The 23,412-nt window shown below is 50.1% G+C and carries 29 protein-coding genes; all 29 read right to left on the reverse strand.

Going from position 1 to position 23,412, the window contains the following annotated elements; translation table 11 throughout:
• Window positions 1–66: 66 nt before the first annotated feature.
• Window positions 67–207 (reverse strand): XkdX family protein, encoded by a 141-nt coding sequence (locus tag P0X86_RS27050; RefSeq protein ID WP_277746923.1) that lies wholly within the window; start codon window positions 205–207, stop codon window positions 67–69.
• A complete protein-coding gene (locus P0X86_RS27055) occupies window positions 208–660 on the reverse strand; it encodes a hypothetical protein (protein ID WP_277746924.1) in 453 nt (150 codons plus the stop codon).
• 15 nt (window positions 661–675) lie between these two features.
• Window positions 676–2,094, reverse strand: coding sequence for a phage tail protein (locus tag P0X86_RS27060; protein WP_277746925.1), 1,419 nt, complete (start codon window positions 2,092–2,094; stop codon window positions 676–678).
• Window positions 2,087–2,407, reverse strand: coding sequence for a hypothetical protein (locus tag P0X86_RS27065; protein ID WP_277746926.1), 321 nt, complete (start codon window positions 2,405–2,407; stop codon window positions 2,087–2,089). Before P0X86_RS27065 ends, P0X86_RS27060 begins: the two co-directional genes overlap by 8 nt.
• Window positions 2,407–3,060 (reverse strand): putative phage tail protein, encoded by a 654-nt coding sequence (locus tag P0X86_RS27070; protein WP_277746927.1) that lies wholly within the window; start codon window positions 3,058–3,060, stop codon window positions 2,407–2,409. Before P0X86_RS27070 ends, P0X86_RS27065 begins: the two co-directional genes overlap by 1 nt.
• Complete coding sequence (locus tag P0X86_RS27075; protein WP_277746928.1) at window positions 3,057–3,881, reverse strand: baseplate J/gp47 family protein; 825 nt, start codon at window positions 3,879–3,881, stop codon at window positions 3,057–3,059. Before P0X86_RS27075 ends, P0X86_RS27070 begins: the two co-directional genes overlap by 4 nt.
• Entirely contained in the window at window positions 3,878–4,321 is a 444-nt protein-coding gene (locus P0X86_RS27080) for a DUF2634 domain-containing protein (protein WP_277746929.1), read from the reverse strand. The genes P0X86_RS27075 and P0X86_RS27080 overlap by 4 nt, the downstream gene beginning before the upstream one ends.
• 6 nt (window positions 4,322–4,327) lie before the next feature.
• Entirely contained in the window at window positions 4,328–4,648 is a 321-nt protein-coding gene (locus P0X86_RS27085) for a DUF2577 family protein (protein WP_277746930.1), read from the reverse strand.
• Complete coding sequence (locus P0X86_RS27090) at window positions 4,648–5,628, reverse strand: XkdQ/YqbQ family protein (RefSeq protein ID WP_277746931.1); 981 nt, start codon at window positions 5,626–5,628, stop codon at window positions 4,648–4,650. Before P0X86_RS27090 ends, P0X86_RS27085 begins: the two co-directional genes overlap by 1 nt.
• 11 nt (window positions 5,629–5,639) lie before the next feature.
• Window positions 5,640–6,290: a hypothetical protein gene (locus tag P0X86_RS27095; RefSeq protein WP_277746932.1), complete on the reverse strand. Its 651-nt coding sequence runs from the start codon at window positions 6,288–6,290 to the stop codon at window positions 5,640–5,642.
• Window positions 6,291–6,293: 3 nt separating this feature from the next.
• Entirely contained in the window at window positions 6,294–9,581 is a 3,288-nt protein-coding gene (locus P0X86_RS27100) for a tail tape measure protein (RefSeq protein WP_277746933.1), read from the reverse strand.
• A gap of 154 nt (window positions 9,582–9,735) precedes the next feature.
• The gene (locus tag P0X86_RS27105) at window positions 9,736–10,146 is read right to left on the reverse strand and encodes a hypothetical protein (RefSeq protein WP_277746934.1); all 411 of its coding nucleotides are present in this window, start codon (window positions 10,144–10,146) and stop codon (window positions 9,736–9,738) included.
• 65 nt (window positions 10,147–10,211) lie between these two features.
• Window positions 10,212–10,655, reverse strand: coding sequence for a phage tail tube protein (locus P0X86_RS27110; protein WP_277746935.1), 444 nt, complete (start codon window positions 10,653–10,655; stop codon window positions 10,212–10,214).
• A gap of 3 nt (window positions 10,656–10,658) precedes the next feature.
• Window positions 10,659–12,011 (reverse strand): phage tail sheath subtilisin-like domain-containing protein, encoded by a 1,353-nt coding sequence (locus P0X86_RS27115; RefSeq protein WP_277746936.1) that lies wholly within the window; start codon window positions 12,009–12,011, stop codon window positions 10,659–10,661.
• Entirely contained in the window at window positions 11,992–12,243 is a 252-nt protein-coding gene (locus P0X86_RS27120; RefSeq protein WP_277746937.1) for a hypothetical protein, read from the reverse strand. The genes P0X86_RS27115 and P0X86_RS27120 overlap by 20 nt, the downstream gene beginning before the upstream one ends.
• On the reverse strand, window positions 12,240–12,707 hold the full coding sequence (locus P0X86_RS27125; protein WP_277746938.1) for a hypothetical protein: 468 nt from the start codon (window positions 12,705–12,707) through the stop codon (window positions 12,240–12,242). Before P0X86_RS27125 ends, P0X86_RS27120 begins: the two co-directional genes overlap by 4 nt.
• Window positions 12,707–13,231 carry an HK97 gp10 family phage protein gene (locus P0X86_RS27130; protein ID WP_277746939.1) on the reverse strand — a complete coding sequence of 175 codons (525 nt, stop codon included), beginning with the start codon at window positions 13,229–13,231 and terminating at the stop codon, window positions 12,707–12,709. Before P0X86_RS27130 ends, P0X86_RS27125 begins: the two co-directional genes overlap by 1 nt.
• Complete coding sequence (locus P0X86_RS27135) at window positions 13,221–13,544, reverse strand: hypothetical protein (protein WP_277746940.1); 324 nt, start codon at window positions 13,542–13,544, stop codon at window positions 13,221–13,223. Before P0X86_RS27135 ends, P0X86_RS27130 begins: the two co-directional genes overlap by 11 nt.
• Window positions 13,541–13,927: a head-tail connector protein gene (locus P0X86_RS27140; RefSeq protein WP_277746941.1), complete on the reverse strand. Its 387-nt coding sequence runs from the start codon at window positions 13,925–13,927 to the stop codon at window positions 13,541–13,543. The genes P0X86_RS27135 and P0X86_RS27140 overlap by 4 nt, the downstream gene beginning before the upstream one ends.
• A complete protein-coding gene (locus P0X86_RS27145) occupies window positions 13,896–14,258 on the reverse strand; it encodes a Rho termination factor N-terminal domain-containing protein (protein ID WP_277746942.1) in 363 nt (120 codons plus the stop codon). The genes P0X86_RS27140 and P0X86_RS27145 overlap by 32 nt, the downstream gene beginning before the upstream one ends.
• Complete coding sequence (locus tag P0X86_RS27150) at window positions 14,258–15,193, reverse strand: phage major capsid family protein (protein ID WP_277746943.1); 936 nt, start codon at window positions 15,191–15,193, stop codon at window positions 14,258–14,260. Before P0X86_RS27150 ends, P0X86_RS27145 begins: the two co-directional genes overlap by 1 nt.
• Before the next feature lie 34 nt (window positions 15,194–15,227).
• Window positions 15,228–16,442 carry an XkdF-like putative serine protease domain-containing protein gene (locus P0X86_RS27155; protein WP_277746944.1) on the reverse strand — a complete coding sequence of 405 codons (1,215 nt, stop codon included), beginning with the start codon at window positions 16,440–16,442 and terminating at the stop codon, window positions 15,228–15,230.
• 107 nt (window positions 16,443–16,549) lie between these two features.
• A complete protein-coding gene (locus tag P0X86_RS27160; RefSeq protein ID WP_277746945.1) occupies window positions 16,550–17,380 on the reverse strand; it encodes a phage head morphogenesis protein in 831 nt (276 codons plus the stop codon).
• Complete coding sequence (locus tag P0X86_RS27165) at window positions 17,373–18,857, reverse strand: phage portal protein (RefSeq protein ID WP_277746946.1); 1,485 nt, start codon at window positions 18,855–18,857, stop codon at window positions 17,373–17,375. The genes P0X86_RS27160 and P0X86_RS27165 overlap by 8 nt, the downstream gene beginning before the upstream one ends.
• Complete coding sequence (locus P0X86_RS27170; protein WP_277746947.1) at window positions 18,858–20,543, reverse strand: terminase large subunit; 1,686 nt, start codon at window positions 20,541–20,543, stop codon at window positions 18,858–18,860.
• Window positions 20,537–21,421 carry a phage terminase small subunit-related protein gene (locus P0X86_RS27175; protein ID WP_277746948.1) on the reverse strand — a complete coding sequence of 295 codons (885 nt, stop codon included), beginning with the start codon at window positions 21,419–21,421 and terminating at the stop codon, window positions 20,537–20,539. Before P0X86_RS27175 ends, P0X86_RS27170 begins: the two co-directional genes overlap by 7 nt.
• Window positions 21,422–21,460: 39 nt before the next feature.
• Window positions 21,461–21,676, reverse strand: coding sequence for a hypothetical protein (locus P0X86_RS27180; RefSeq protein WP_277746949.1), 216 nt, complete (start codon window positions 21,674–21,676; stop codon window positions 21,461–21,463).
• Between the two features lie 191 nt (window positions 21,677–21,867).
• On the reverse strand, window positions 21,868–22,329 hold the full coding sequence (locus P0X86_RS27185) for an NUDIX hydrolase (RefSeq protein WP_277746950.1): 462 nt from the start codon (window positions 22,327–22,329) through the stop codon (window positions 21,868–21,870).
• 95 nt (window positions 22,330–22,424) lie between these two features.
• Window positions 22,425–23,402, reverse strand: coding sequence for a DNA-methyltransferase (locus P0X86_RS27190; RefSeq protein WP_347177519.1), 978 nt, complete (start codon window positions 23,400–23,402; stop codon window positions 22,425–22,427).
• Between the last annotated feature and the right edge of the window lie 10 nt (window positions 23,403–23,412).

Below are 23,412 nucleotides of genomic sequence, written 5' to 3' on the forward strand. Positions count from 1 at the left end.
GTCTTTGTCTCTCTATTAAAAGAAGCCCCTGGACCACCCAGGGGCAAAATAAAACGCCTCACGGCGTTATGCTACATATTCGACTCCAGTGATCTGTTGATACTCGTCCGCTGTGATCATCTTGGCGGCTACAAAGGTTTTTAGACTGTCATCGTTGTATAAAGGATGCTGGTTATCGTAATAACGCTTGATGATCGGATACCACATTTACACTGCACCTCCTTTCAGCGCAGCCACTTCGAGCAACAGGCTCCCTACGGTATCCTCAAGGGAGGCTATTGTTGCCTTATCGTTGGCACTCTCCAGCAGCAGGGTTCCCATGGTTGTGTTTAGCTCATCAACCTCAACCGATAATGGTTTTCGAGGCTCTTGTGGTACTTCAGGATTAGCCGGATCAAGGTAAACAAATTCAAGTCCCAATGTGTCCGGGTTTACTCGGGCAAGATAACCCTCGTCAAAGTCTTGCTCAAGCTCTCTTGGCTTAAGTTTAATTATTCCGACACTGCTGGGATCGCGATCCATAAGCTTTTCAGCATAGCTGAATGGATCTCGTTTATTTTCATAATCGGGGTCGGTGTGCTGAGTGATACCGGTATTATGAAGGATCTCCCCAGTGACCTTGTCAAAGTAGATCCACCGACCGAACTCAAATAATTCCATCCTTCACATCTCCTTTTAGCCCCAGGCTTGCCAGATTACGTTTTGAACATATCGGTCCGCATTATTGGCGCGTACGGTCATGACTTGCTGCATCGTTCGGGTCACGATATAGATATAGGTCCCACCATAAGCATCGGTTCTATCTATTCCGTCAGCGGTCTGGTATATATAGGTCGATGCTCGACTGTCAAAACCTTGAACTAGACCACTCACGACAAACACTTTTGGAACAAACCCGCAATCGATGGGTTGACTATTTTGAGCATAGATGATTCCGATGGTACCTGTGGCATATTTAACGCCTTCCTGCAAGGTCCCATCTACACCTGAAGCATTCACCCCGGCTCTAATGTTATTGGGAACGAGCCAAGGCACCGGTGCCGTCACCCAGGATTCCCCATCAAAGAACCCGCGCGGGGGTTTAATAAAGAATCGATCACCGGCCCACACCGTAGCCTCAAGCCCCGGCATGTGATGGTTCTCCGCGCTCCGGTTGGGCATCTGACCTGCTTTTTTAACCCCGTCATCGTATCCCGAATATCCAACGACAAGCATGTTCGGATCAAGAACCGCGTCCGCTGTTGCGTTTGGGAGAATCGTCTTCACGCCCGCTGCCAACTCGTCAAATGTTGGTATGCCGTCCCCGTCCGCGTCCTCAACAGTCCCTTTTTCGCCAATGATCGCGGTGCGGACCTTACCTTTACCGTCATTGGCTTGCGTAAAAGCCGCATCCGCCCTCGCTTGTGCCGCAGCTGCAGCGTTAATTCCTGCACTTCCCCGATCGTATGCATCCTTGACTGCCTTCTCGGTTGCGGCCACATTCTCCCGCGTGCCGTTCGTAGCATTGGAGAGCTGCACGATACCTTTTTCGGTAAGGGATGCTTCCGGAACATCAATATTCTCAAGCTTCATCAGAATCTCTTCAAGGCTAATATTCACTCGCTGATCCGTCGATGAGATAACTCCACTGCTATCCGTCGCTACATAAAAAAGCAACACCCCTGCTTTGGCTGTTGCCTGAGATGTTGTCTTTTTGACGATCCCATCTGTGTCTACATACAAATACTGCCCTTGAGTTGGATTGAGAGGCATATTGCCGGCAGATACTTCAAACCGTCGGCCGCCGACATAAGCCACCCCAGCGGTCCAAGTGACCGTCAGTCCTTGCGCACTACACTGCAGTCCCATAACCCCATTGATTACGGCAACAAAATTGCCGCCCAACTCCTTGGCTAGCTGTTCGACCAACGTATGAGCCGCTTCGATTCCGCCTTCCATCGTATTAAGGCGAGTGGACGTAATTCGAGTTCCTTCCTGAACAAGTTCAAACAACGGCCGGCCCGTCTGCGGATCCGTCTTCTGTTTCCCCGATCCGTCTAAGATAGGGCGAGCAAGATCCGGAATCTCATCTTTCCACACCTGTTTGTTATACAATTGGTTTCACCTCCAGTTTCACGGTAAATTCAAATCCGATAAGGAACCCCCGATTATTTTTCACGATGTTCATGCTTTGGTTAGCAAGTGTTCTACCTTGATCATCCATCAAAGACGCTCCAAGGATCTGCTTTCCAATCAGATCTGTGTCACTTAAGAATACGTATTTCCGGACGCTTCTCCCTGAAATAACAGTATTGTGGATCGGGTATCGAACAAGTTGTCCGCTCACGTTGACCAACGCGTGATCAAAGTGCGAATCTACATCGTTGACCACGTAATCTAGCAGTAGTGGTTGAATTATATCTGCCATCACGGCATCCCTCCTTGCATAGGTATTTCAAAACCAGTGATCGGGCTGTCGATGCTGGCACGTGTCGTCGCCGCACCAATGGTTATGTGCTGGGCTGCTATTGTACCGCTCGTCCCTGGCTCCATAGGCATCTCTAGGCCGCAGATCGGAAAATCGATGTTGTACTTGTAAGCCTTGGCACTCAATGTGATCGTTGATGCAGGCGCCTTGGCAATAGGGACTGCTCGATTGATGTGGACCGGGCGGATATATTCGAAATCACCAAATAGCCCCTCGAGGCTGATCGGGGAGCTGGTATCATATTCAAAGTGAATCTCCTTGTCCAGAAATTTTTCTTTCACATCTAGTAGTTTTCCGTATTGAGCACCCAACTGCCGGAGAATCGACAATTTGAATGGCTTCTTGGCCAACCGTTTCCGGCGGATTGCCTCCCGCCTCTGCTCAATCGTACCAACCTGTTCCGCACGAAAGTAGATCCACTCCCAAAGCCCAAGCCCCCATGTCGCACGCTTCAACAAGAACTGGTCGACCAGATCATCCATCTTCTTTTCACGCGAATCGATCTCTTCCTCCATAACGCAAAAGTGCCACCCCGCCACCTCGTTTTCATACCAATAGGGCGGCAACACTTCCCGGTATCGAATAGGAATCATGAAAGGATCACCTCAACCTGCAGAATCGATACCGGAGGGATGTCCACATCCTGATGGCCATCATTGAGCGTAAAGGCGCTGTAGTTCTCGACGCCCGGCACCAGTAGGAGAGCAGCAATATAGTTATATAACAGCTTACTGCGGCCGTTTGCGTAACTGATCACACGCTGCCGGATCAACTCAGCCAACTTTTGAAGGTCCTCAGCTGTTTCCAGCGTAGCTTTCACGCTGACAACAAATACCGGTGCCGGATGCACGGCCAGATCATGCCCGGCAATGCGGTAATCCTCCCACATCAGCTCCTTGACCTGCTCAGCAAACTCTGGTGTAATCGGCTGACCGGACATATCCGTCAAGTATAGATCGATTGAATTGTCATGACGTTCCTTTTCACGGGCAACGGCATTGCCCACGCCCTGAATCTCTTTGGCCCAGTTCTCGTAATCTTTGCGGCGACCGCTCCCCTCTTCGCTAAACGCTCGATCTAGAATCCGCAGCCGATAATCATCGTTCGATTCCCCTTCTTTGCGCGGGATCCCGTCAGCCCACCCGTGAGCGTCCAAAAACTCATCATCTGCCCAGATGGGTGTGGCCTGCAGCACGCCATACCCCCATAACTCTTGCTGCTCGGCAAGCTCCTGAGCGATTGGGTACCACATGTCATAAAAAAACTCCCCTTCCCCTACTGGCGGCGGCGGTAAGCCGCGCTCATTAGCCAGCGCAATCACACGATTGACCCAACGTTGATAGATCATATCGGGTGTTTCTTCGAGTACGGGCATACTCGGGAATTTCGGCAAATCATTAATCGTTAGGCTCATAACTCGATCACCTCATTTAGTTCAGCACTGCCAACCAGACCAGTGATGAGGACAGTTAATTCCATTCCACGATCAACGCGGGTCATCGATTTTACCTCGGCCTCCTCGATCTCAGGATGAGCCGTTAGTGCCTCTTCGATGTCACGGATGATTTCGTGATCTTCCCAACCTGGCCATTCTGATTTTTCGACACCTATATCCGCACCATAAACCACATACTGAAACCGTTCAGTACTAAGGATCTTCATCGCCGTCTCTACAAGGAACTCCTCATAGCTTTCGGTACGTACAGGTCGCCCGAACTCGTCCAGTACAGCCCTGCGGGTGCGGTAGTCTATTTTATAGGTCCATTTGGTTCCGGAAGGAATGGAGTCCACCAAATCGGTCACATCGACTTCATCCAGCTCCATATCAGGGAAAATTGTCTCTTCCTCGTCCATCCGCTATCACTCCTTTCCGAGAACGTAATACCGCTGCCCGGTCATCCGGGAAACAATTAGTCGATCGCCAGCCTTCAGAGGGCTGGGAATCAGTAATTTCCCTTTCATCGTCGAAGTCTCTGGCTCCGTTACCTCAAAGGTAACTTCTATTTCACGCTCCTGCAGGTAATCCGCAAAAACCAGGCTCCCAGCTTCATAAGGATAGGGATCGCCGTCAACTTCGATCTTTGCAGCAGGCCAGCTCAGGAGCGTTGCTCGCTCCGTATCACGGGCATCGATGCGATCCCTCGTCTTATTCTGTAACAGCTTAATTGCATCCAGCAGCATCAAGCTTCCCTTCTTTCCAAGACCAACTTGACGGTGAATATCCCGTTTCGCCAGCTGCTATCGGCACTCACCACGATCCATTTGGTGACCACCGTGGTCTTAATTAATACAAGCCACCCAGCACGCAGCCCCGCCAGTGTGTAGTCATTATGACGCACCGTGATTTTCTTGGTCTGCTTCGCAGATGACATGGCTTTAACCCTCTGCGTAGCTATTGTGGTCGGATTCTCACCTTCTTCCACTTCGATGATTTCTTCCATTCGACCAAACGTTTTGAGTGCATCGGCATTTGTTTTTGTAACAGAAGAAACGATCTTGTCATCCTTATATTTCTGCGCGGTGACCACCGTGTACGTATCTTCCAAGTCGTATCCAGCGGTACTGGCTTCCATTTGTTCAGGTACAAAAATAGGCACGCGCTCGTTCGTACCCTCTCGAACCACCTGCAGATAAAAGTGTTTATCCGTACGGATCGCATCCACATGATAACGGTAGCCGCTACGCTCATATGCTTTTTGCAGCACATCCAAGATGACTTCGGAATGAGCCATCGTCCCGTACCTCTCGTCCAGGTTAAACCCCAGATTGGGGCAGCGGAAGTCTACGCCCGTAGTTTTAATGTAGCGCTGCAGTTCAGCTCCTGCCTCACCCTTCAAATACGGCCGAGTCCCTTTATTCTTGGCCAAGTACCAACCAATTTCACGAGCATCGATTTCCCAAACTCCCGAGAATTCATCCTTTTCATATTTGATGATTGGACCGTGGAAGAATTGGTTTTTGTGATGAAGGAGATCCTTGCCTACCCTATGAGAAAAGCACATCAGCATACCGGCCACACTGACCGTTGGAATATCACGCAGTCGTACGGTCATGCTTCGAGCAATTTCATCCCTTTGAGATGACCAAGACACGTCTGTTACCGCAGGAGTCAGGGCCGATCTGGCATCGTTTTTGCCATAAATGACTGCGAACTTGTCCATGATCCCCCTCCTTACATCGGCTTGGCCAATGCCGATGAAATTTTGTTCCTTTGTGCTGTATAGTCAAATGCTCCTTTTGCATTATCAGCGTTTTCCTTGGCTGCCTTGCTTTTTTTCTTCGCTTCGGCTTTCTTCTTTTTTTCACTTGACTTCTTTTTATTCTTTTTGTCTGATTTGGCTGTTGTGTTCGGTCTGCTTTTTGAAGCTTTGGTGATGATTACACCAGGCTTCAGGAGCTGCTTAGTATTGCTGTAGGTTACGATTTTTACAGGCTTATGCTCGACCAGAGTCATCGTAATGTGAATATTGCCCTGGCCATCCTTATATACGATGTCCATGCTTTCAATCAACATAGTCTGAGAAAACAATTCTTCAAAGTTCAGCACAACGGGCTTCGGTTTCCACTTTTCTAGCAGCTGCCATGTCGTCTCTGGTCGTTTATAAGTGACCGTTTGCTTCTTGTCTGTCTCCCACAATTCACGCCATCCTCGTGGCAGAATCGTCGAAAAAGAAACCCTCTGCAGCTTGGCAGAGGGTTTCCCTGTTCGTTCCTGACCTGTGATTACACTGAACGTATCAACATTGTTGCCGGTTGTGATCTGGATCTCGGCCGGGGTGATTGGGAAAGTTAGCCGGATCGCTCCTTGAAACATAGCCAGCATGTTTTAACCCCCTGTCTCCAGTACTTTGTACAATTCCTCGCCGAATACTTGCCGGATGAGCGCGCGGCCTTCAGGGCTGGTCAGAGCCTTAGCAAACGATTGGAAATCGGTAATGCCTGCTCCAAGACCGCTAAAGTCCATCGTTATATTCCCGATAGTCACCGTTTTAGAACCGGTTGCCCCTTGCTCTGCTAGTGGGGTTGTCCGCAGCGGAATGCTGCTTCCGGACATACCCGGTCCCTCAATTCCATCAACGCCTTCTTGCATGGTCCCGGCGATTAGGTTCATTCGCTCGCGTATCCTTGCAGGGTTCAGGCCATCAGCAAACATGTTCACAAAGTTTACGGCCCATTTGTCCGAATTACTGGCCGGCCCTTCTTTGGTCGGTGAACTGAATCCCAGATAGTTTTTAATGACCCCCGCGGCTTGAGAAACAACAGATGTCAGGGACGGGAATTTATTGCGCATGCCGGCGGCCATCATAGATATTAAATTGCTTCCCCAGCTGCTGCCCTGACTGACTACATTTTGGATTGACATCAGATGTTGCCTAGTCTGTGATGCTGCATTGCCAGCAGAAGAACTTACACCGGAAAAACTCTGGCTCGCGTCTTTTGCTCCAGATACAATTTCTTGGGTGCTGCTCTTTGAAGTTTGGGCAAGGTTCTTGGTTTTCTCTCCCGCCTTTTGCGCCTCAACTCCAACTCCCTTAATTTCTTCCTGCGCTGCCTTAGCTTTTGAACGTTCCCAAATGTCCGAGAATGAGGACTTGAGGCCGTCCATAGCCGTCTTCACGCCAGACTGATCCACCACATTCGTAATGGCTTCTTTCATCCCTTTTTGACCCACGTCTTGATAGAAGCTCCTCAAAGCAGCTTCTACCTTGACTTGGTTCTCGGCAGTTCCGGTAAAGGTGAGTTTCGATTCAGGCCGCGGTTCTTCAGGCGGCTCTTTCTTCTTAATTCCCAACCATTCAGCCGCTGTGTTTGTCCAAGATCCCACGGTTTCTTTAATGGTATCGGCAGTATTGCTGGCCCATGTAGATACGTTTGAGCTAATGTCCGAGAAGGTATCCACCACTTTCCTGGTGATACCCGAGTCATCAAACCAATTCCCGACCTTCTCACCCACAAAATTACCCACCGACGCACCAAGCATTGATCCGATTGGACCAGCTAAGGAGCCAACAACGCCACCTATCGCTCCCCCAGCAACACCACCTACAACAGATCCGCCGCGGGTAGCGACGGCTTCTTTAAATCCTTCCTCCTTGGCTACCGTGTATAGATCATAGGCGCCGATAGCTGTTCCTCCAACAGCACCAAGAATACCACCCGCCCGCATTAATCCCTTGGCGCTACCGCCCAACGAGATTCCGCGAGGAGTCCGTCCTTTTGCCGGCTTGACATCATTTGATTGTCTAGGTAGTGGACGATCGATGTCTGGCATGGAGCCAGTCCGATTCCTTCCCCGACGGCGATTTCTCCCTCTTCTTCTACGACTTCCATCGTCGCCACCGACATTGCCAGTAATATAAACGCGACCAGCGTTAACATTCATCGTTGTCACGGATTGGAGCTCAGGTCCTTCGATTGAAGGGGAACCGCCTCCGCCAAATTTACGTTTGGTAGGAAGCTTGTTCCATACCCACTTACCTCCAGTGGATGTCATACTCCAAATCCGTTTTCCCGCCCCAACCAAGTCTCTGTTTAGCTGCATAATTCCTTTAGTGAAGGAGGTAATCGCCTTGGTGACCAGAACACCGGCCAATCCCAATAGTGCAGTATTAATAGCTCCAGTATGATCTTTATAGAAACCTATTACATTTTCGATCCCTGTTGCAATTCCGGATCCAAACGCCTCAATACTGTCCTTATTTTCAACCAGCAGCGAGTTGAACTCTTGCATAGCAGGAATTGATGCCTGCATAATTGTGCCGCCGATGTCTTGAAGTTGCGCCTTCATCTGATTTTGGGTTTGTCTGTATTCGACCAACGGATCTGCAGCTTGTTGTTGTTCGAGCAGTCGGTTAGTGGTACCTGTCATATCGGGTGCCTTTTCGAATGCCGCTCCGTACGTTTTAAGAATAGCATCGGAGTTATCTTCCGCTGTCGCTGACCCCAGTAACACGAGGGATTGTTTCAGGTCGTTTCTATTCTGGCTTGCCAGATCGGCCAGCAATGCTGCAACAGCCCCCTGTGCCTGTTGACTATTACCAGAGTTAATATCTGCAGTAAAAGCTTCGGCTTGGCGCTGCGCATCATTTTTTCCTGAACCTCGACTGATAAAGTAGTTAACCATATCGTCCTTGTTCAATGCTTTGACACCAAAGACTTCTTTGAAAAAGTCGCCTGGCTTATCAAAGTTAAATGCCCCTTCTTGGACCGTTTTAGTCAAGAAATTAGACATTTGCGCTGAACTGGTTCCCGAACTAGCAAAGTACGGACTGTATTCCCAAAAAGTATCAAACAAGTCTTGCTGTCGATCGCCAACATTCTTATAAGCATACATCATACTATCCGCAATTTGAGTTGGCGCCTCTTTAAAAGCATTACTAGCTTGAACCAAGGCGCGGTTTATTTCTTCTGAACTCGAATCAGGACGGATATATTGAATCTTTGCCGACGATGACAAGGCATCACCAATCTGTGATTTATCAGAAACCATTGGTGCTAAATCGGCAAGGCTTCTGGCTCCTGTAGCACGATCCGGAATGATCGCTTGTGCATATAGTTCATCATTAACAACAAGCGCTCGATCCCTCTCTTGTGCTGACAGGTAAGGGGCAGCTCGAGCAGCTTCAGTGTAATAATCCCCTACTCCTCCAAAGAGGGAATCCGAGACCCCGCCGCCTAACACCATCCCCCCGCCCAACGCTGCTAAGGCAGAGATTTTGGCGGATATGTTGTCAATGAGAGGACTGATTTGATCGTCAGCCCTGAGCGTTACATGGGCATCGCTCATAGAGCGTACTTCACTGTCGGCACGGGATACCGACCGCCGGAAGTTTTCTGCACTCGCCCGCGCACGGCTGAACAAATCGCCGATCGCTGTTCTCCCCATTTGACGGGCTTCATTGGTAGCTCTGCCGATCTGCGCCCCAAGATCGCGGGCTGATTCACTCGCACGGCGGGCGCTGGTAATAAAGTCTTGACCCAACTCCCCCGCTGCTCGCCGCAACCTTGAAACATCATCTTGCGTCGATTGAAATCCTCGCTGCATGCGGCGCAGCGTACCGGACACCAAATCCTGCGCTTCAATGGGCACCGTTATGCGTTTCGCCGTTGCCATGTCGTTCACCCCCTCCCCCGGCTTCTATTGAGTTTCTTTAACTCTTCCTCGGCCAACATGGATGCAGCCAAGCAAAAGTGATACTGTCGATTCAGATCCACATCATAAGGCAAGACTTCGGCAGGCAGTTTTTTCTGGTTGATCCAAAAGGACGCTACCCAGCTTGCTTCTCCGTCTCGCCGGATGAGTTTTTTGCTTCTTTTAACAGTTCTTCCTTCGTTTCTTTGAAATTTCGGACTGCTTTACTCAGCTTACCGTACTCATCCGGATCCGAAAGAAGCCGCGGGGGCAGCTCAAATTTTTCAACACAATTGAATGCCTTCAGCAGCTCGATATTGTTCCAGTCAAAATCATGCTCGGTTGCCTTCACAATCATGACGTCAAGGTCATTGTAGGTCTCTTTGGCCGTGCCATCATCGTTGTAAGCCAACTCATATGCCCGACGCACATCCACAGTCGTCAGCTTACGAACAGACCATTGTTCTCCATCAGCTTCCACTGTGATGGTTTCTGGTTTACTGTTCCCTTTGCCCCGTGCCAAGTATTTCTGCAATTTGTCGCTCATCGTATGTGCCTCCATTAATTAAAATTAATTTTTGGTGAAAAGGAAAAAGGACGGTTGCCCGTCCCTTAAGCCATATAATCCGGAAATTCTTCAACAAATTCAAAGTCAGAGGCGGTACCTTCTAAAGTGATATCAATACCGCTGTTGCTATCGATCTGAGCCACGATAATATCCATGTTTCCATGAATATGGATGCCGGTGATTAGAACTCGCTCGACGTTACCCGTTTGCATATCCTCAAGCGCACCAGTGATGCGATCCAAGAACATCGTCTTGCCCGCCTTGAAATCGGCCAACAAGCGATAGCGCAGGCGTGATTCCAACTTAGACATGACCAGTTTGACCGGGATTTCGTAACCCACGATCTGTTTCGTCTTTGCCATTTTTCGGGCACGCACCACATCCAGTGTTTCAGGTTGCAAGATGACCTCGATCTCTTTAATCGTTTGGATCGGATCACCGTTGTCATCCTGGACGGATAGATTCCGGCCAATCAGTTCGCGTTCCATCGATTACGCCACCTCCCATGTGATATAGAATGCTTCGATCGCATCAAGCGGTTTGGCGTACAGCTTAAAGTAAGCATAGTCAAAGTCGCTCACTTGATCAGGGTCTTCCGTGAAAGTATACTCCGATGCGATGGCCTTCTGAGCAGCGCGAATTGACAAATACTCCAACACAGAAGCAATGAACATCCCCCGGCCATCTTTGTCATTGTCGAGTTTCGCCTTTTGCTTTTTAGCCGCACCATAAATGTCGTTGAGGATCTGGTCGATCGTCATCGATACACGAATCTTGCCGAAGTCCTCCCGCTCGCCGGCTCCCATAGTGGTCAACGTATTGACTGCCGACTCAATGATGTAGTCATACCCGTCACGCGTGGCCATGAGTGTTCCTTCGGCCAGCCCCTTCATAACTTCGCTATGACTCCAATCGATGGCTGCCAATGTCATCGGCACCTTAACACCTGTGAAGGACTTGTTCGCAGGCGTGCCGGCCAACAGACCTGCGACCCACGCAGCCCATTGCACGGAATTATAGGTTTTCCCGTTGGTATGTGTACCAGCCAAGGAACAATTGACAATGTAACGGGCATTCATTGCACGGCTGCGAGCGTTATGCTTTTCAATGTCCGTATCATCAGCAGCAGGGCCAGCGACAACCATCTGAGCCAGTCTGCGGGCCTTAGTCCGTCGATCGAGCAACCACTGTTTCGCAGCTGCTTGAACGGCTGGATCGGTTGCGGACAGATAAAACACATCAAATGTTAGGCCATCCACCCGGTTAAATATACGGCTCCAGTCGGAAGCTGTGATGGTTCCAGTACCAGAAACACCCCCGGTCAGCGGCGTATAATCTACGTCAGCCATATCTAAAGCGCCCAATGCCTTGAAACGGACCATGTTGGATTTCTTCAGCGCTTCTTCCGCGGATGGTTTATCAGCCACCAAGAATGTCTCCGTGTCATAGATTCCTTTGGTATCCCGTACAACGATCTCTTTTTTGGTCGCATCGACCAGGCTCGTCCGGATCATGTACTCAAAATCGTTTCCGCGTAACCCAGGGTAACGCGCCTCAATCGTGTAACTGTCGGCCACAGTCGCTGCAGCCGCTTTTTCCTGGTCGTTGGTCACCCGGTATCCGACCACCGTTGCTCCTGTTTCGGCGGCAAGCTCCAGCACATCAACCTGCAGGCCGCTCTCTTTCAGGCGCTCGGAAGTGTCAGCCATATCTACAGCAAAATTAGCCGCCCCCCATTCGGCCTGGTACGGGACCAGCACCCGACCCATCGACGGCGCAACCCTGGCCTTGGCCAGAGCAATCAACTCGACATACGCACCTGGTCTAACTCTCTGAATTGACATTCAGCGTTTCCTCCTTCTTTGCCGCCGGACGCAGGTAGGCATCCAGTCGGCTTTGTACATCTTGCTGAGATAGAAGTTCATCTGGTTTGCAATTAAAAAGGGCGCCTGCCACCTCAAAGCGTTCGTGCTTCAAGGCGGCTGCGCCCTCAATCCATTCTTGCTTGGTCCGCTTGTTTAAATCCAAATGGACCGAAGCAGCGGAATCATCTTTTTCTTTTCGTTTTGTACTCAAGGTGTACGCTCCTTTCCATATGCAATGTAGAATTCATTGATCTTCGGGACCGGATCCTTTGGAACCGCAAGCAGATACGAATATCGGAAGGTGACCTCGATCCGGTCTTTTTCCGGTCGAGTGCGAGGCGGCTCGATAACCAAGGCGACGCCGAAACGTTGGGACGAATAACAGAACCTTCGCTTTCGCAGAAAGGTGAAGAACGGGGTCAGATCAAAGGGAATCGGCTCACCCTCGTCTTCCTCGGTCATACGTTCCTTGTCAAAGTGGAACACCAGCCCCACATCCTCAATGATCCGGTCTGCCCGCGGCGTATGGACCTTGTCGGACACCAGATCCGTCTCAATAAACACCGATGGCCGCTCGAAACTTCCAGCAAGCCACTGTGTCCGGTCACGCAGGATCGGAAGATCAGGGTATACCTGCCGCACAATTTCAGCCCATGCTTTCAAACCAGCGTCCATTAGCGCAGCACCCTTTCCAGTTCAATTTCCAAACGTTTAATAATCAATTGATTCATCCCGCCTTCAAACTCTGCAACCGCCAAATCAAAGTACCTCCTGCCGATGAAGGATCGCGGTTTGGCCATAAATCCACCCTTCGCATTGCGGTCATATACAAACGAACCGCCGCTGTTCCAATATCCCGGCACGAAATGTGCCTTATGGATCGTATATCCCTCGTTAATCAGTCGTGGATAGCCCCAGACATTTTGATCCGTTGAATCCGCACCAAGATTGGATCCTACTTCAAGCGTAATCGCGTTCCGATCAACATCCCATTCCCATACGTTCCCTTCTCCACCTCGAGTAAATGAGTTCCACATCAGGCCCGTGTCAATCAGGCCTTGACGATCGATCTCGTCAATGACGTGGTTCAACAAAGCTTCACCCAAGGCTTCTGCGATATTCGTAAGGACTTGTTTCATGCCCTTGTCGGCAAGCTGACGGAAACGGCGGGCCAGTCCATCAAAATCATTAACGATCATTGCCTTTCACCTCGCATGTGACCAGTAATTCACGCCAGTAACGACGCGGGATCGAGTCAATGACCAGATAACGACGACCTAGCAGGACCACCTCGTCACCAAGCTGGATGTCGGACGCCTTCGGTACGCCGATGGTCTTTTTGACAATGTACAGCACTGGTTTGGAGTCGGTTTTTTCAGATGTCTCTGTCTTGATTACAAAACACTTCAGATCCGCAACCTTTCCCGACTTGCGATCACTGAATAGATCATCGCCATCCCGCTTGCTGCCCACCCGGTACACAGCAAGCGGCGTTTTAAAGCGGTGGTTCACAGCAAATAAGCCGTGATGTTACCTTCATCCGGCCCTTCCTGCTGCTTCTTGACCCAGAGGAAAAGGATAGCATCCACGTCCGGGTTCCCCGTGGTTTTGCCTGCGATCGCCTGCCGAGTATAGGTCCAAGCCCCGTCACTCTCAGAAGCATAGTTCCGAGCGACAGCGGCCAGGTATTCCTCGCTATCCTGTAAGGCAAGCCCCTCAGCTAATTTAACCCAGGCAAGCATGAGCTGCCGATCCACGACTTCCGGGAAAGGCATTGGCAGATACAGTTCAATGCGCACCTGGGCGTCATCAATATATTGTTTCAGTTGTTCCGCTGTGGCTTCCTGGATCGGAGCTACACGACTACGTTGTTGGAGGATTGTTGCTGTCAGCATTCGTACCGTCAGCTCCCTCTTTGGTGCCCAGGCCGTTGACAGGCGGATCGTTATCGACCGGGGCGAATTCCCCTTTCAAAGCTTTAATCAACTCGGGCTTCTTCATGTCTGCAAAACCTTCAATCCCCGCCAGCTTCGCTTTGTCTTTGAGTTGAGACACGGTCAAATCCTCCAAAGGTATGACCTTTTCCTCGTTGATTTCAAAATCAGGTCGTTCACGAAGCTTTTTCACAATCGATTCATTCTCGACCATTACCGGCACTTTGGCAGGAAACCGGATGCCATAAAGCATCAAGGACGTATTATCCCCCCGATAAGTAATGAATGGCATCAGAATGTCACCCCTTCCGAATAGCTGACAGCTCCCGGCTCTTCGAAAATAGAATCATAGTCCGAATGGATCGCATAGAAGCGTTTGTCCGCATAAATTGCCTCTTTACCTTCCGTGGTCTTCCGGATCTGCATGTCGTAGGTGTTCACCAGTACAAAATTCTGATGATAAGTGAACAATACAGCACCTTCTGGCATGTGAGGCACTTCTTCAACATCGTAAGAGTTTATTTTCTTCACACCACCGGTGATTTGCAATTGGATGGATGCGCTGGTATCCTTCTCTGCCAGCTTCTGCAGGCGCTCGCTGAAAGTGTTCGGGTGCATAAAATACTTAAATTCACCGCTAGCACGCAAGCGTGTTGGGATGGCTCTCTCCAGTTCGAAGAAGATTCCCACCTTCTTTTCAGCCGGGAGCGTGGCCCAGTCGATAAAGTTCCCCTTAGACTTCGCTTTCTTCAGCCATCCGTCATTGATCTTCAAGAAATCATAGTCAGGGTCAGTGTTGGGTGTAGCTGTATCCCCGTTGAATCCGAGATCCTGCATGTTTTCGCCGAAGTTCCTTGTCATGGCAGCCATGATGATATCCTCAGCGTTTTGACCGCGGACACGCTGCGTCTGACGGATGAACTCTTCCGTGATTTCAAATGGCAGCACGACAGGGGCTACAGCGTAAGGCACTTGCGGGAAAGTAGGAGCAGCCGTATTCGTCGCCCCCACATTCTCAACCTTGCTTCGAAGATTACGACCGGTTACACCGATCTTATCGATGGTCCCCTTTGCACTGGTACGAGTCACCGTGCGGATCCCTTTCAAAAAGCTTGTCGATTCGTAAGCCATTTCCGTGAATTTGTCTACCTGCTCATAATTGAGGGCAGTCTGATCCATCGGTGTAACGATGGTCGATTTCTGAATGATTTGTCCGTTGGTTTTCATATACTTATTTATCTCCCTTCAAATTTGGACTGATTTAAAGCAAACCGCTGAAGCTTACGCCTCCATTGGCAGACTTCTTAATGTCGTCTTCAGGCTCTCCCTGTGCAGATCCGCCGCGACTGTTTTTAACAAGCTGCACATCAGCGGCCAGTGTGGTCATTTGCTCTTGTAGTGGGGCTAGCGCCTTTGCAATAGCGTCCGCCAAAACATCAGGCTGCGCTTCGTTCCCACCCTCCGTGCTCCCTGCAGGTTCGGCTCCTTCGCCTTCCTGCTTCTTCAGTTCCGTCACATCGGCAGCCAATCCTTCAACCTGCTTAACGATCGGCTGGATGGCAGCCTGCACAGCTTTTGCAATTTCTTCTGGTTTCAAATCGTTATCCTCCTCGGGCTCTTCTACAGGAGCCGTCTTATTTTTCAGTTCGGTCAATGTAGCAATGGCGTCATCAATATGCTTCAAGTTGCTTGCGGAAATTTTCTTTCCAGCCTTGGTGATTTGCTCCGGCGGCTTGCCGATGGCCTTCACAATGTCTTCCTGCACCAATACCTCCTGGGCGATTTCAACGAAATCCTGCAAGGCTTCGCGGATGATTTCCGGGTCTGTTTCCATCCCAGATTCCCATGAATCCCAACGAAAAAGAACCGCGTTCAGAGCGTCTTGAGCAGCCCAGAATTCACGGTTCTTTCGGTTTTTATTGTATTTGTCAGCGACAGCGCCTTTTTCAATCAGTCCAAGAGCTTTTGCAATGCGATTTAGCAGGCCCTTGGATACCTGTTCTTCCTCCTGGATCTCTTCACGCTTGCCCACGCCCCACATCGAAAACCCGGTGATCTCTCCTTTCTGGATGGATTCCCATGTCTCATCGTCCGTCACCTTAACACCAGCGACCCATGACCCTTTGACAATCACCTGATCACCGATCTCCATATCACACGGGGCAATATAGGATTCGACGACATAACCTTTGTCAGCTTCCAAATCATGTTGCTTATCGATGTTGTAAGTATGCTGGTTTTCCATGAACAAATGAGCCGCCTTTTCAATTTCATCTGCAGTCATCTGATCATCATGAGCATCCGGCGTGTCCGGTTGATACACAACCCCGATCACGATCCGTTTAGTATCGTCCACTTTGGCAATCTGCACTTGTTTTTGAATCGCGTTTTCCCCTGCATTCTTGATAATGGCGAACGGAACCCCGTTCGCGCCTTTATCGACGAGCGATAGGTGCGTAATTTTGGCGTCTTTCAATTTGAATGGCATTTTTTTTCTCACCTCCTCTCAGGAATAATCCAATGACAAACAGGCATGACAACAGAAGCACCATACCTACTTTCCTCATATTCAGTTCACCTCGCTTAATCCATAACCAGCTGCATCGTGCAGCGGCAATTTACAATTTCTTTTGCCTCACCTGCCGGATCTCCCGGATACATCAGCTTGCTGGATCCGACCTTAAACGGCTTGTCCAATGCAACTACTTGGCCATTTGCTTTGCGGTGAGATTTCCGAGTCCGTGAGCCGGCAGCAGAGCGCCATTTCTTACCCTTGGCTACCTCAGATTGCTTCCAGCCTTCCAGCTTACCACCGTTGGCCGCAGCTGTGCTCATGGTGCGCGAGATGCGTTGTGCCCGTTGCATAGAAAACGGTCCTTCATCTCCGTCAGCCGCCTGGGCGCTGATCTCCTGAACCAGCATGGCACGTTCTGAAGGCGTATTCCCTTCATCGATCGCTTTTTCAAAGCTGCGCAGCAGGGTATCTGTGGAGGCTGTGTTCATATCCGGCACCAATTCGCGGATCTCTTTCACGAAATCCCTTGCCGCCTTGTTCTTGGTGCTCCAGATCTTTGCGTCGTCCAAAGCAACCAGCTCTGACTCTCCGGCCAAATGAAACAATGGCTCGAAGGCTTCCTGTATGGCCTGCTCAAACATATCCGAGAACACTTCCGAGGTATGAAGTGAGATAAGCACCTTTGCCAGCTCGCCGATGTCACCCAGGGATTCCTCACTCAGTTCCGCAATCGCATCCTGCAGGGCCTCACCCTGAAGCTCCAATATCTCCATGATTCGTTCTTCGCCCTGCTTGTACAACTGTTCCAGGACCTTACGCTCCACATAGGTCAGCTCGAGGCTATCCAGAAACTCATCGTTATCGGCCTTGGCGATCAGTGTCCAGCATGCTTCACACATGTACGCCCACCTCGGCCCCACCCTTACGAAGCAAACGCTTGGCGATCGTAACAACCCGCTCCTGCAGGTTATCCGTGTCGCTGTATTTCTCTGGATCGAGCAGCTCTGGCTGGCTGCCAGCAAGCTGAGCAATCGGCGTATCAAGATATTCAGGACTGTATTTATTTTCATCGATCGTCGTTCCTAGAACGTCCTCTGCAATCGGGATCAGGTCACGAACCAGCATAATGCCACGGTCAGCGATAAAGTCCAGCATCGACTTCCGGTCTTCCGGATCAATGATGTTTGGACCACGCAATACCGCCCGCACCCGGAAAATTCCCATAGCAGGGAACAGCCGCTTATTGAACAGCTCGTTCATGATCCATTTGCGGTAGGGTTCAAAGACTTGTTCCTCCGCGAATTGAAGCGCAGCCTGTGCTGTTGCACGATTATAATCCGAGCTCTGGCCGACCAAGATCGGCGGCAGCCTGAAGGCAGACAGGATATCAGATTTCTTCTCCTTGCCGTATTCGAGGAAAAGGGCATCTTGCTGCAGAAGGTCGTTCAGCTTGTCCAGCTTTATAGCGACTTTCTCGACCTTCTCATCCATCGGACCACCTGTTTCTTCGCCCTTTGCTTCAAGGTACAGGATACCACCCTGTGATTGTGAACCCTTGACATTCTTCAGCAATTCCATAGACTGCTTTGTCAGTTTCCCATTCGTTACGGTCAGGATCATGGACAACATGCGGCCATTGCTGAAATAAGAAACGTTCAACTCCTCAGCTTCGCGAGCCCCTACTACGCCAGGCGCATTCCCGAACCACCGTGGTTCCCCATATGCGCCATCGTTGCCGATGCGCAAAGGGATGATTTGATTATTGGTACCTTCGGTTCCGAATAACCTGAACCAAACCACGGATGTCCCCCGCTTCATGGCATAGCGTCGGGCATAGATTTCCTGCGAAAACTCTTCGATCTTCTTGGTTGAACTTATTCTCCGTTTCCGCTTGATCGTTGTCAGTTTGCTCTCCCTGGTATACCGAACGTATTTCGGGTCCATTCGGAAGATCGTTGGGAACTCAGTGCCAGAAATCCAAGCAACCTCAAGATTGGCCATTCCGGTGCTTTCGAGATCTTCAATCAACTGACTCACAATTTCGTCCGGAGAGTCTTCCAAATTACAGGTCTCCAGGAATCGCTCAGCCCGGTCCCATTCTTCCTTGGCCGTGCTGTCATCTTCACCCGGCAAATACTCTAGTGCGATGCCATAACCAGCAATATTACGCTTGTATGCTTCGATGCATTGCGGAATGATATTGCTGTTTTTGACAAGCTGCCTGCAGCTGGCAGGATCATTGCCTGGTTCAAAGGGTAGCAGACCATGGTGATCATAGAGCTTATCGAATACATCGGGCAGCTGAGCGCTGGACGGGATGTGTCGTTCCCCATCTTCCTTGGCGATCGGGATCCAAGCAGCATTGCCTTCACTCATCTATATCCACCCCACTTTTTCCTCATTTTCATTCTGTTCATCCCGCTTCTGTTGCTTCTTTTTGAACCATTCAAACCACTTATCTGCTACCTGCCGCACCTGCAGAGCGATGGAATAGGCCATGACTCGGTCATCGTTACAACCGCTATCGGCCTCGGCTTTTCCATTCTTGTCTATCAACGTCATACACTCGCCGTATAACGCAGGACAATATATCTCAAAGAGTTGATCCCTGATCGCTTCCTTAAAGTCGCTTATCATGACAGGGCGGGTAGCTTGGTTGGTGTTCCATCCCATAGTTCCCTTCTTGTGCATAAAGAGCAACGGATAATGGCAGGTATTGAACAATGTATTCAGCACCGATTCCCCGGTATTGTTGTTCTCTACGGCCAACAGTGCAGTATTGTAATACAAGCCGAGCGTGTTCAGTTTCTTACCGTACAAGTCGGTGTCCCACTTCCCATGGAGAGCCGCACACATTTCGCCTGTGCGCGTCTCAATCACATAAGCCGCATCGTAGTCGCCGTCTTCCTTCCCCTTGGCTGTATCCGCCGCCAGAACGTACCGTTTGCCTGGTTCCGGTTTTCTGTAGATGACCAGTTCGCCCGAAAGCGTAGGGATGATCTTGTTTTTGACAAAATCGATCTCGTGATGGCTGCCGAACAAGCTGATCGCATCCCGAAGACGTTTTATGAACTTGTTGTCAAAGATGCCCTCGCCTGACAACAAGAAGGCATCGTCCGGTTCGGACGGATACTCCTGGTCAAACTGCCTCGGATCGCCGCCGCAATCATTCCGGATGGTGTACCGGCGCCATTGCAATTGCTCATCGTCCAGCGCATATTTTTCCTTGAGCTCCTGTTCTTCTTCGGTTAGTTCAAAGCCCGGTGGAACTGGCTTGCGATAATCCGGCATTTCGAACCATGCAAAAAAGAGCGGAGCAAAGTCACTCTCGCCCTTCACGGCTGCGTCCCACATTTGCTTAAACTCTTCCATGCCGTTGGCCGTGGATTCGATAACCCCGATGCTACCCGGTTCCTTGGACAGTGCGGCCAAGAGCGACAGCAGATGCCGTTTCTTCTTCTTGGCAGGCCAGAAGGCTACCTCTGAAGCATGCAGGTAATGAATCGTATCCGAACGGGCAAGCACCCGACTTTCGGCAGTCTGAACAGTAATCTTTGATTTAAGACCCGGATTCTTTCGGCGGTCTGCCGTCCGGATCGCTGGATTTTCGAAAGTCAGCTTCTTGGCGTTGTTCTTCCGGCTCATCGGTTGGATGATTGCCGGCACACGCTCGTAGTAGAGCTGGAACATATCATACAGGTTGTTCGAAGCATCGGAAGATTGCGCAACGATAAAGGCGTTCTTTGCCTCTTGCAAAGAAGTGAAATAGTAGATCAAGGCTTCCGTCACCGTCGAAAAGCCCATCTGCCGGGCTTTCAGGATAATAATTCGGACGGGCTTCCCTGCTGCTATATCCTCGAGCACTTTGGCAGCATATCGCCGCTGGGCGTCGTTGAGAACTAACGGGACCATTTCCCCGGACTTGTTCTTGATCTTCAGCATCCGGAAACAGAATTGTTCGAAGTCGGATAGAATCACCCTCAATTCTTCCAGCTTCTCCGGCCTCTGCTGCAGCTTCCGTTTGATCCGCCGGCGGTGCTCTTTCGCGAGCGATATTACCATCCTAAATCATCTCCATCATCGTCTTCATCGTCGTCATCCCCTTCCCCTTCGCCGTAACCCAGCGCCTTAAATTTATCCAGCTCAAGCCGTTCCCGAGCGAGCGCGAGCTTTTCTTTCTCCTGCTCAATGGCCGCAATTTGAGCTAGGACGCGAATCTTCTTATCTCGCACCTTGGTGAGGTGGTCTTCCTGCTTGAGGATTTTGTCCAGTTTGGATGTTATGACTGTAGTGATCTCGGTGACCTTCATGCCCTCTGTCGCAACGGATAAATTAATCTGCTTGCCCGTTCGTGGGCTGACATAAGGAACTTTGTCCTTACGTTGACAGAGTTCCTCCTTGATCTTCTTTTCCTCATCAGTTAACCCTGAATCAAGTTCCTTGATGCGATGCATAGTTCTTCTCTCTTGAAGAATTAGTGTCTTCAATGTCGTTTTTAATTGCTCAAGGGTATCAACCTCAATACAGTCAAAAAGGGCTTGTTCCTGTTCGTCTAGCGTATCGAGGAAGATCGTCTCATACATGCCATGCTTCAGTGCCTTCTTATTGCGGTACGGGCCGCCAGAGCCACCGCTGTTCCCCAGGGCGTTTTTATTGCCGGGAGGGGCCCCGCCTTTGTTACCGGCAGCATTCCTATTCCCTTTGGGCGCTCCCCTTGATTTCGGAACGCTCCCATTCGTTCCATTTGAAACGCTCCCTTTGGAAGCACCCTCAGCGCTCCCATTCAATTCGTCTTGCCAACGATCTACAGCCTTCCATTTTCGGACTCTGGATTCAGGAACAGAAAGAGCAGCAGCGATGTCTTTAAGCTTCATGGTCCCGCCGCTCTCCAACCACATCTGTCTTGCCTTATCCCGTTCCGGACTTCTCTCTCTGGCCATGTTACACAATCACCACCCCCAACAAAAAAGACGAGCCCATTACAGGTCGTCTTTTTGCAATTCGATATCTATTTCAATCAGTTTTTTCAGGTCGTCCACTGTCTTAATCTCGATGCGGCCATCTTGAAAGTCCTTCACCCACTTGGCTATGCCGGCTTTGACGATCTTTCGGTATTGTTCCTTGCTCTCGAGGATACCTTCCATGACTTGAAGCTCATGCTGCATAAGCAAATCTTTGTTCTCAGGTGTTCCCATTGTCGTTCCCCTCAGCTTTCCGTTATGATGGAATGCGAGATAGCGGATGTCCGAAAAAGCCACGCGTGGCGCGCCGCTATCTCAGCCGGGGGATACCCTGGTCGATTAGGAGGACGTTACAGCGTCCTCCTTTTAATTTCTGACCAAAAGAAAAACCGCCCGATTCGGCGGAAAAGTTAAACAAAATCATGCTATTTAGTCATAAATTTATTAATAAAGTCGCTAATAATTGGCTTATGGCTTTTGGCGAGATTATCAGGAATATCATTTAAATCAATGAACTCGAAATCTAATGATTCTGAACGATTAATAATCATTTCCCCTGCAAAATGCTCAGTATAGAAGGCATTAACAACAACATAAAACTCATCGCCATTAGGTTGCTTAATATAATTATCTCGACCCGAGTAGACATTAATGAGTTGTAAATTATCAATAGATAAATTGGTCTCCTCTTTAATTTCTCTTTTTGCTGTTTCCTCGACTGACTCGCCTAATTCCATCAATCCGCCAGGTATTGCCCACGAGCCAGCAGGGTACTTCCTTTTTTGAAGTAGAACCTGATTGCAATTGTTCTTAATTAACACGACTGATCCCACAAAAATCAAAGGCCTTGTTCCGACAGCAGCTCTTAGTTCTTCAACATATCCCAATTTATATCTCCTCCTATTGAAACAACCTTCTAATATCTTCTTCAGTTAATCGCATTCCCCTTCCAGTCACTACCATTATCGAACCAATAATACATTTAGGTTCCGGGATCTAGATGGCCAATCAATACAGGTTTAATACCAGTCGCTTCCTGATACCTCCGTTTAATGACATCACAGAACACCGGATCCAATTCCAGCGTTCGGCAAACACGGCCGAGCTGGTCACATGTCATCAAGGTGCTACCGGATCCACCGAAGAAATCAACCACCATGTCTCCCTTTTGGCTACTGTTTCCGATCGGGATGGCTAGTAGTTCCAACGGCTTCTGGGTTGGATGGACGTACTTGCCGACATCCCCTCGGGATACCTCCCAAACTGAGGATGGGTTAGGTTCTTCCACGGGCAGGCCGGCGCGCCATACCGTCGATTGGCGGCGGTCGCCATACCAAGCAGGAGCCTTGCCCCGCAGATGGGCATAAAAGACCGGCTCATGCTGCCAGCGATACTGCGACCAGCCAAACGAAGCGGCATTCTTGACCCAAACGCACTGGCTGCGAACGACAATACCGGCAGCGTTCATTGCATCCTCGAACTCGCGCTGGTACGAAGACGGGTGAAAGACATAAATAGCCGCCGTCGCCTCCATAATCGACGAGTACCGTTCAAAGACAGCATGCAAAAAGCCCGCAAATTCCTCTGTGGGCATATCGTCGTTCATTATGCTGCTTCGGCCGTCAGCGGCCAGGCGCTCCGAATCGCTCTCTACGGCCACATTGTACGGCGGATCAGTGACAACAAGGGCAGCCTTGGCTCCTTCCATCAATCGTGCAACGTCAGCCGGATCCGTAGCATCTCCACAGACTAACCGATGTGGGCCGAGCTGCCAGACATCACCCCGCTGCGTCTCTGGTTCTTTGATGTCATCCAATGCCTTCTCTACGTCGAAATCATCCTCGACGACCGGATCTTCAATATCTGGGACTTCGGGCAGAGCGCTGACAAGGTCCTCGATCTCCTCCCGGTCGAATCCGGACAAATAGAGATCCGCGCCTGACTCCTGCAGTTCGTCCAATAGCCTGGCC

Source organism: Paenibacillus sp. BR1-192, assembly GCF_029542445.1.
GTDB lineage: Bacteria > Bacillota > Bacilli > Paenibacillales > Paenibacillaceae > Paenibacillus_AQ > Paenibacillus_AQ lautus_A.

Coding starts and splice junctions, on each gene's coding strand:
- P0X86_RS27065 (WP_277746926.1), bottom strand. CDS start 2,407: ATGGCAGATATAATTCAACCACTACTGCTAGATTACGTGGTCAACGAT.
- P0X86_RS27070 (WP_277746927.1), bottom strand. CDS start 3,060: ATGATTCCTATTCGATACCGGGAAGTGTTGCCGCCCTATTGGTATGAA.
- P0X86_RS27125 (WP_277746938.1), bottom strand. CDS start 12,707: ATGGACGCTGGTTTGAAAGCATGGGCTGAAATTGTGCGGCAGGTATAC.
- P0X86_RS27100 (WP_277746933.1), bottom strand. CDS start 9,581: ATGGCAACGGCGAAACGCATAACGGTGCCCATTGAAGCGCAGGATTTG.
- P0X86_RS27140 (WP_277746941.1), bottom strand. CDS start 13,927: ATGCTGACAGCAACAATCCTCCAACAACGTAGTCGTGTAGCTCCGATC.
- P0X86_RS27055 (WP_277746924.1), bottom strand. CDS start 660: ATGGAATTATTTGAGTTCGGTCGGTGGATCTACTTTGACAAGGTCACT.
- P0X86_RS27130 (WP_277746939.1), bottom strand. CDS start 13,231: ATGATCGTTAATGATTTTGATGGACTGGCCCGCCGTTTCCGTCAGCTT.
- P0X86_RS27085 (WP_277746930.1), bottom strand. CDS start 4,648: ATGCTGCTGGATGCAATTAAGCTGTTACAGAATAAGACGAGGGATCGC.
- P0X86_RS27160 (WP_277746945.1), bottom strand. CDS start 17,380: ATGTGTGAAGCATGCTGGACACTGATCGCCAAGGCCGATAACGATGAG.
- P0X86_RS27075 (WP_277746928.1), bottom strand. CDS start 3,881: ATGAGCCTAACGATTAATGATTTGCCGAAATTCCCGAGTATGCCCGTA.
- P0X86_RS27165 (WP_277746946.1), bottom strand. CDS start 18,857: ATGAGTGAAGGCAATGCTGCTTGGATCCCGATCGCCAAGGAAGATGGG.
- P0X86_RS27090 (WP_277746931.1), bottom strand. CDS start 5,628: ATGGACAAGTTCGCAGTCATTTATGGCAAAAACGATGCCAGATCGGCC.
- P0X86_RS27105 (WP_277746934.1), bottom strand. CDS start 10,146: ATGAGCGACAAATTGCAGAAATACTTGGCACGGGGCAAAGGGAACAGT.
- P0X86_RS27150 (WP_277746943.1), bottom strand. CDS start 15,193: ATGAAAACCAACGGACAAATCATTCAGAAATCGACCATCGTTACACCG.
- P0X86_RS27170 (WP_277746947.1), bottom strand. CDS start 20,543: ATGGTAATATCGCTCGCGAAAGAGCACCGCCGGCGGATCAAACGGAAG.
- P0X86_RS27080 (WP_277746929.1), bottom strand. CDS start 4,321: ATGGACGAGGAAGAGACAATTTTCCCTGATATGGAGCTGGATGAAGTC.
- P0X86_RS27095 (WP_277746932.1), bottom strand. CDS start 6,290: ATGCTGGCTATGTTTCAAGGAGCGATCCGGCTAACTTTCCCAATCACC.
- P0X86_RS27115 (WP_277746936.1), bottom strand. CDS start 12,011: ATGTCAATTCAGAGAGTTAGACCAGGTGCGTATGTCGAGTTGATTGCT.
- P0X86_RS27180 (WP_277746949.1), bottom strand. CDS start 21,676: ATGGGAACACCTGAGAACAAAGATTTGCTTATGCAGCATGAGCTTCAA.
- P0X86_RS27175 (WP_277746948.1), bottom strand. CDS start 21,421: ATGGCCAGAGAGAGAAGTCCGGAACGGGATAAGGCAAGACAGATGTGG.
- P0X86_RS27050 (WP_277746923.1), bottom strand. CDS start 207: ATGTGGTATCCGATCATCAAGCGTTATTACGATAACCAGCATCCTTTA.
- P0X86_RS27110 (WP_277746935.1), bottom strand. CDS start 10,655: ATGGAACGCGAACTGATTGGCCGGAATCTATCCGTCCAGGATGACAAC.
- P0X86_RS27145 (WP_277746942.1), bottom strand. CDS start 14,258: ATGCCATTCATTACTTATCGGGGGGATAATACGTCCTTGATGCTTTAT.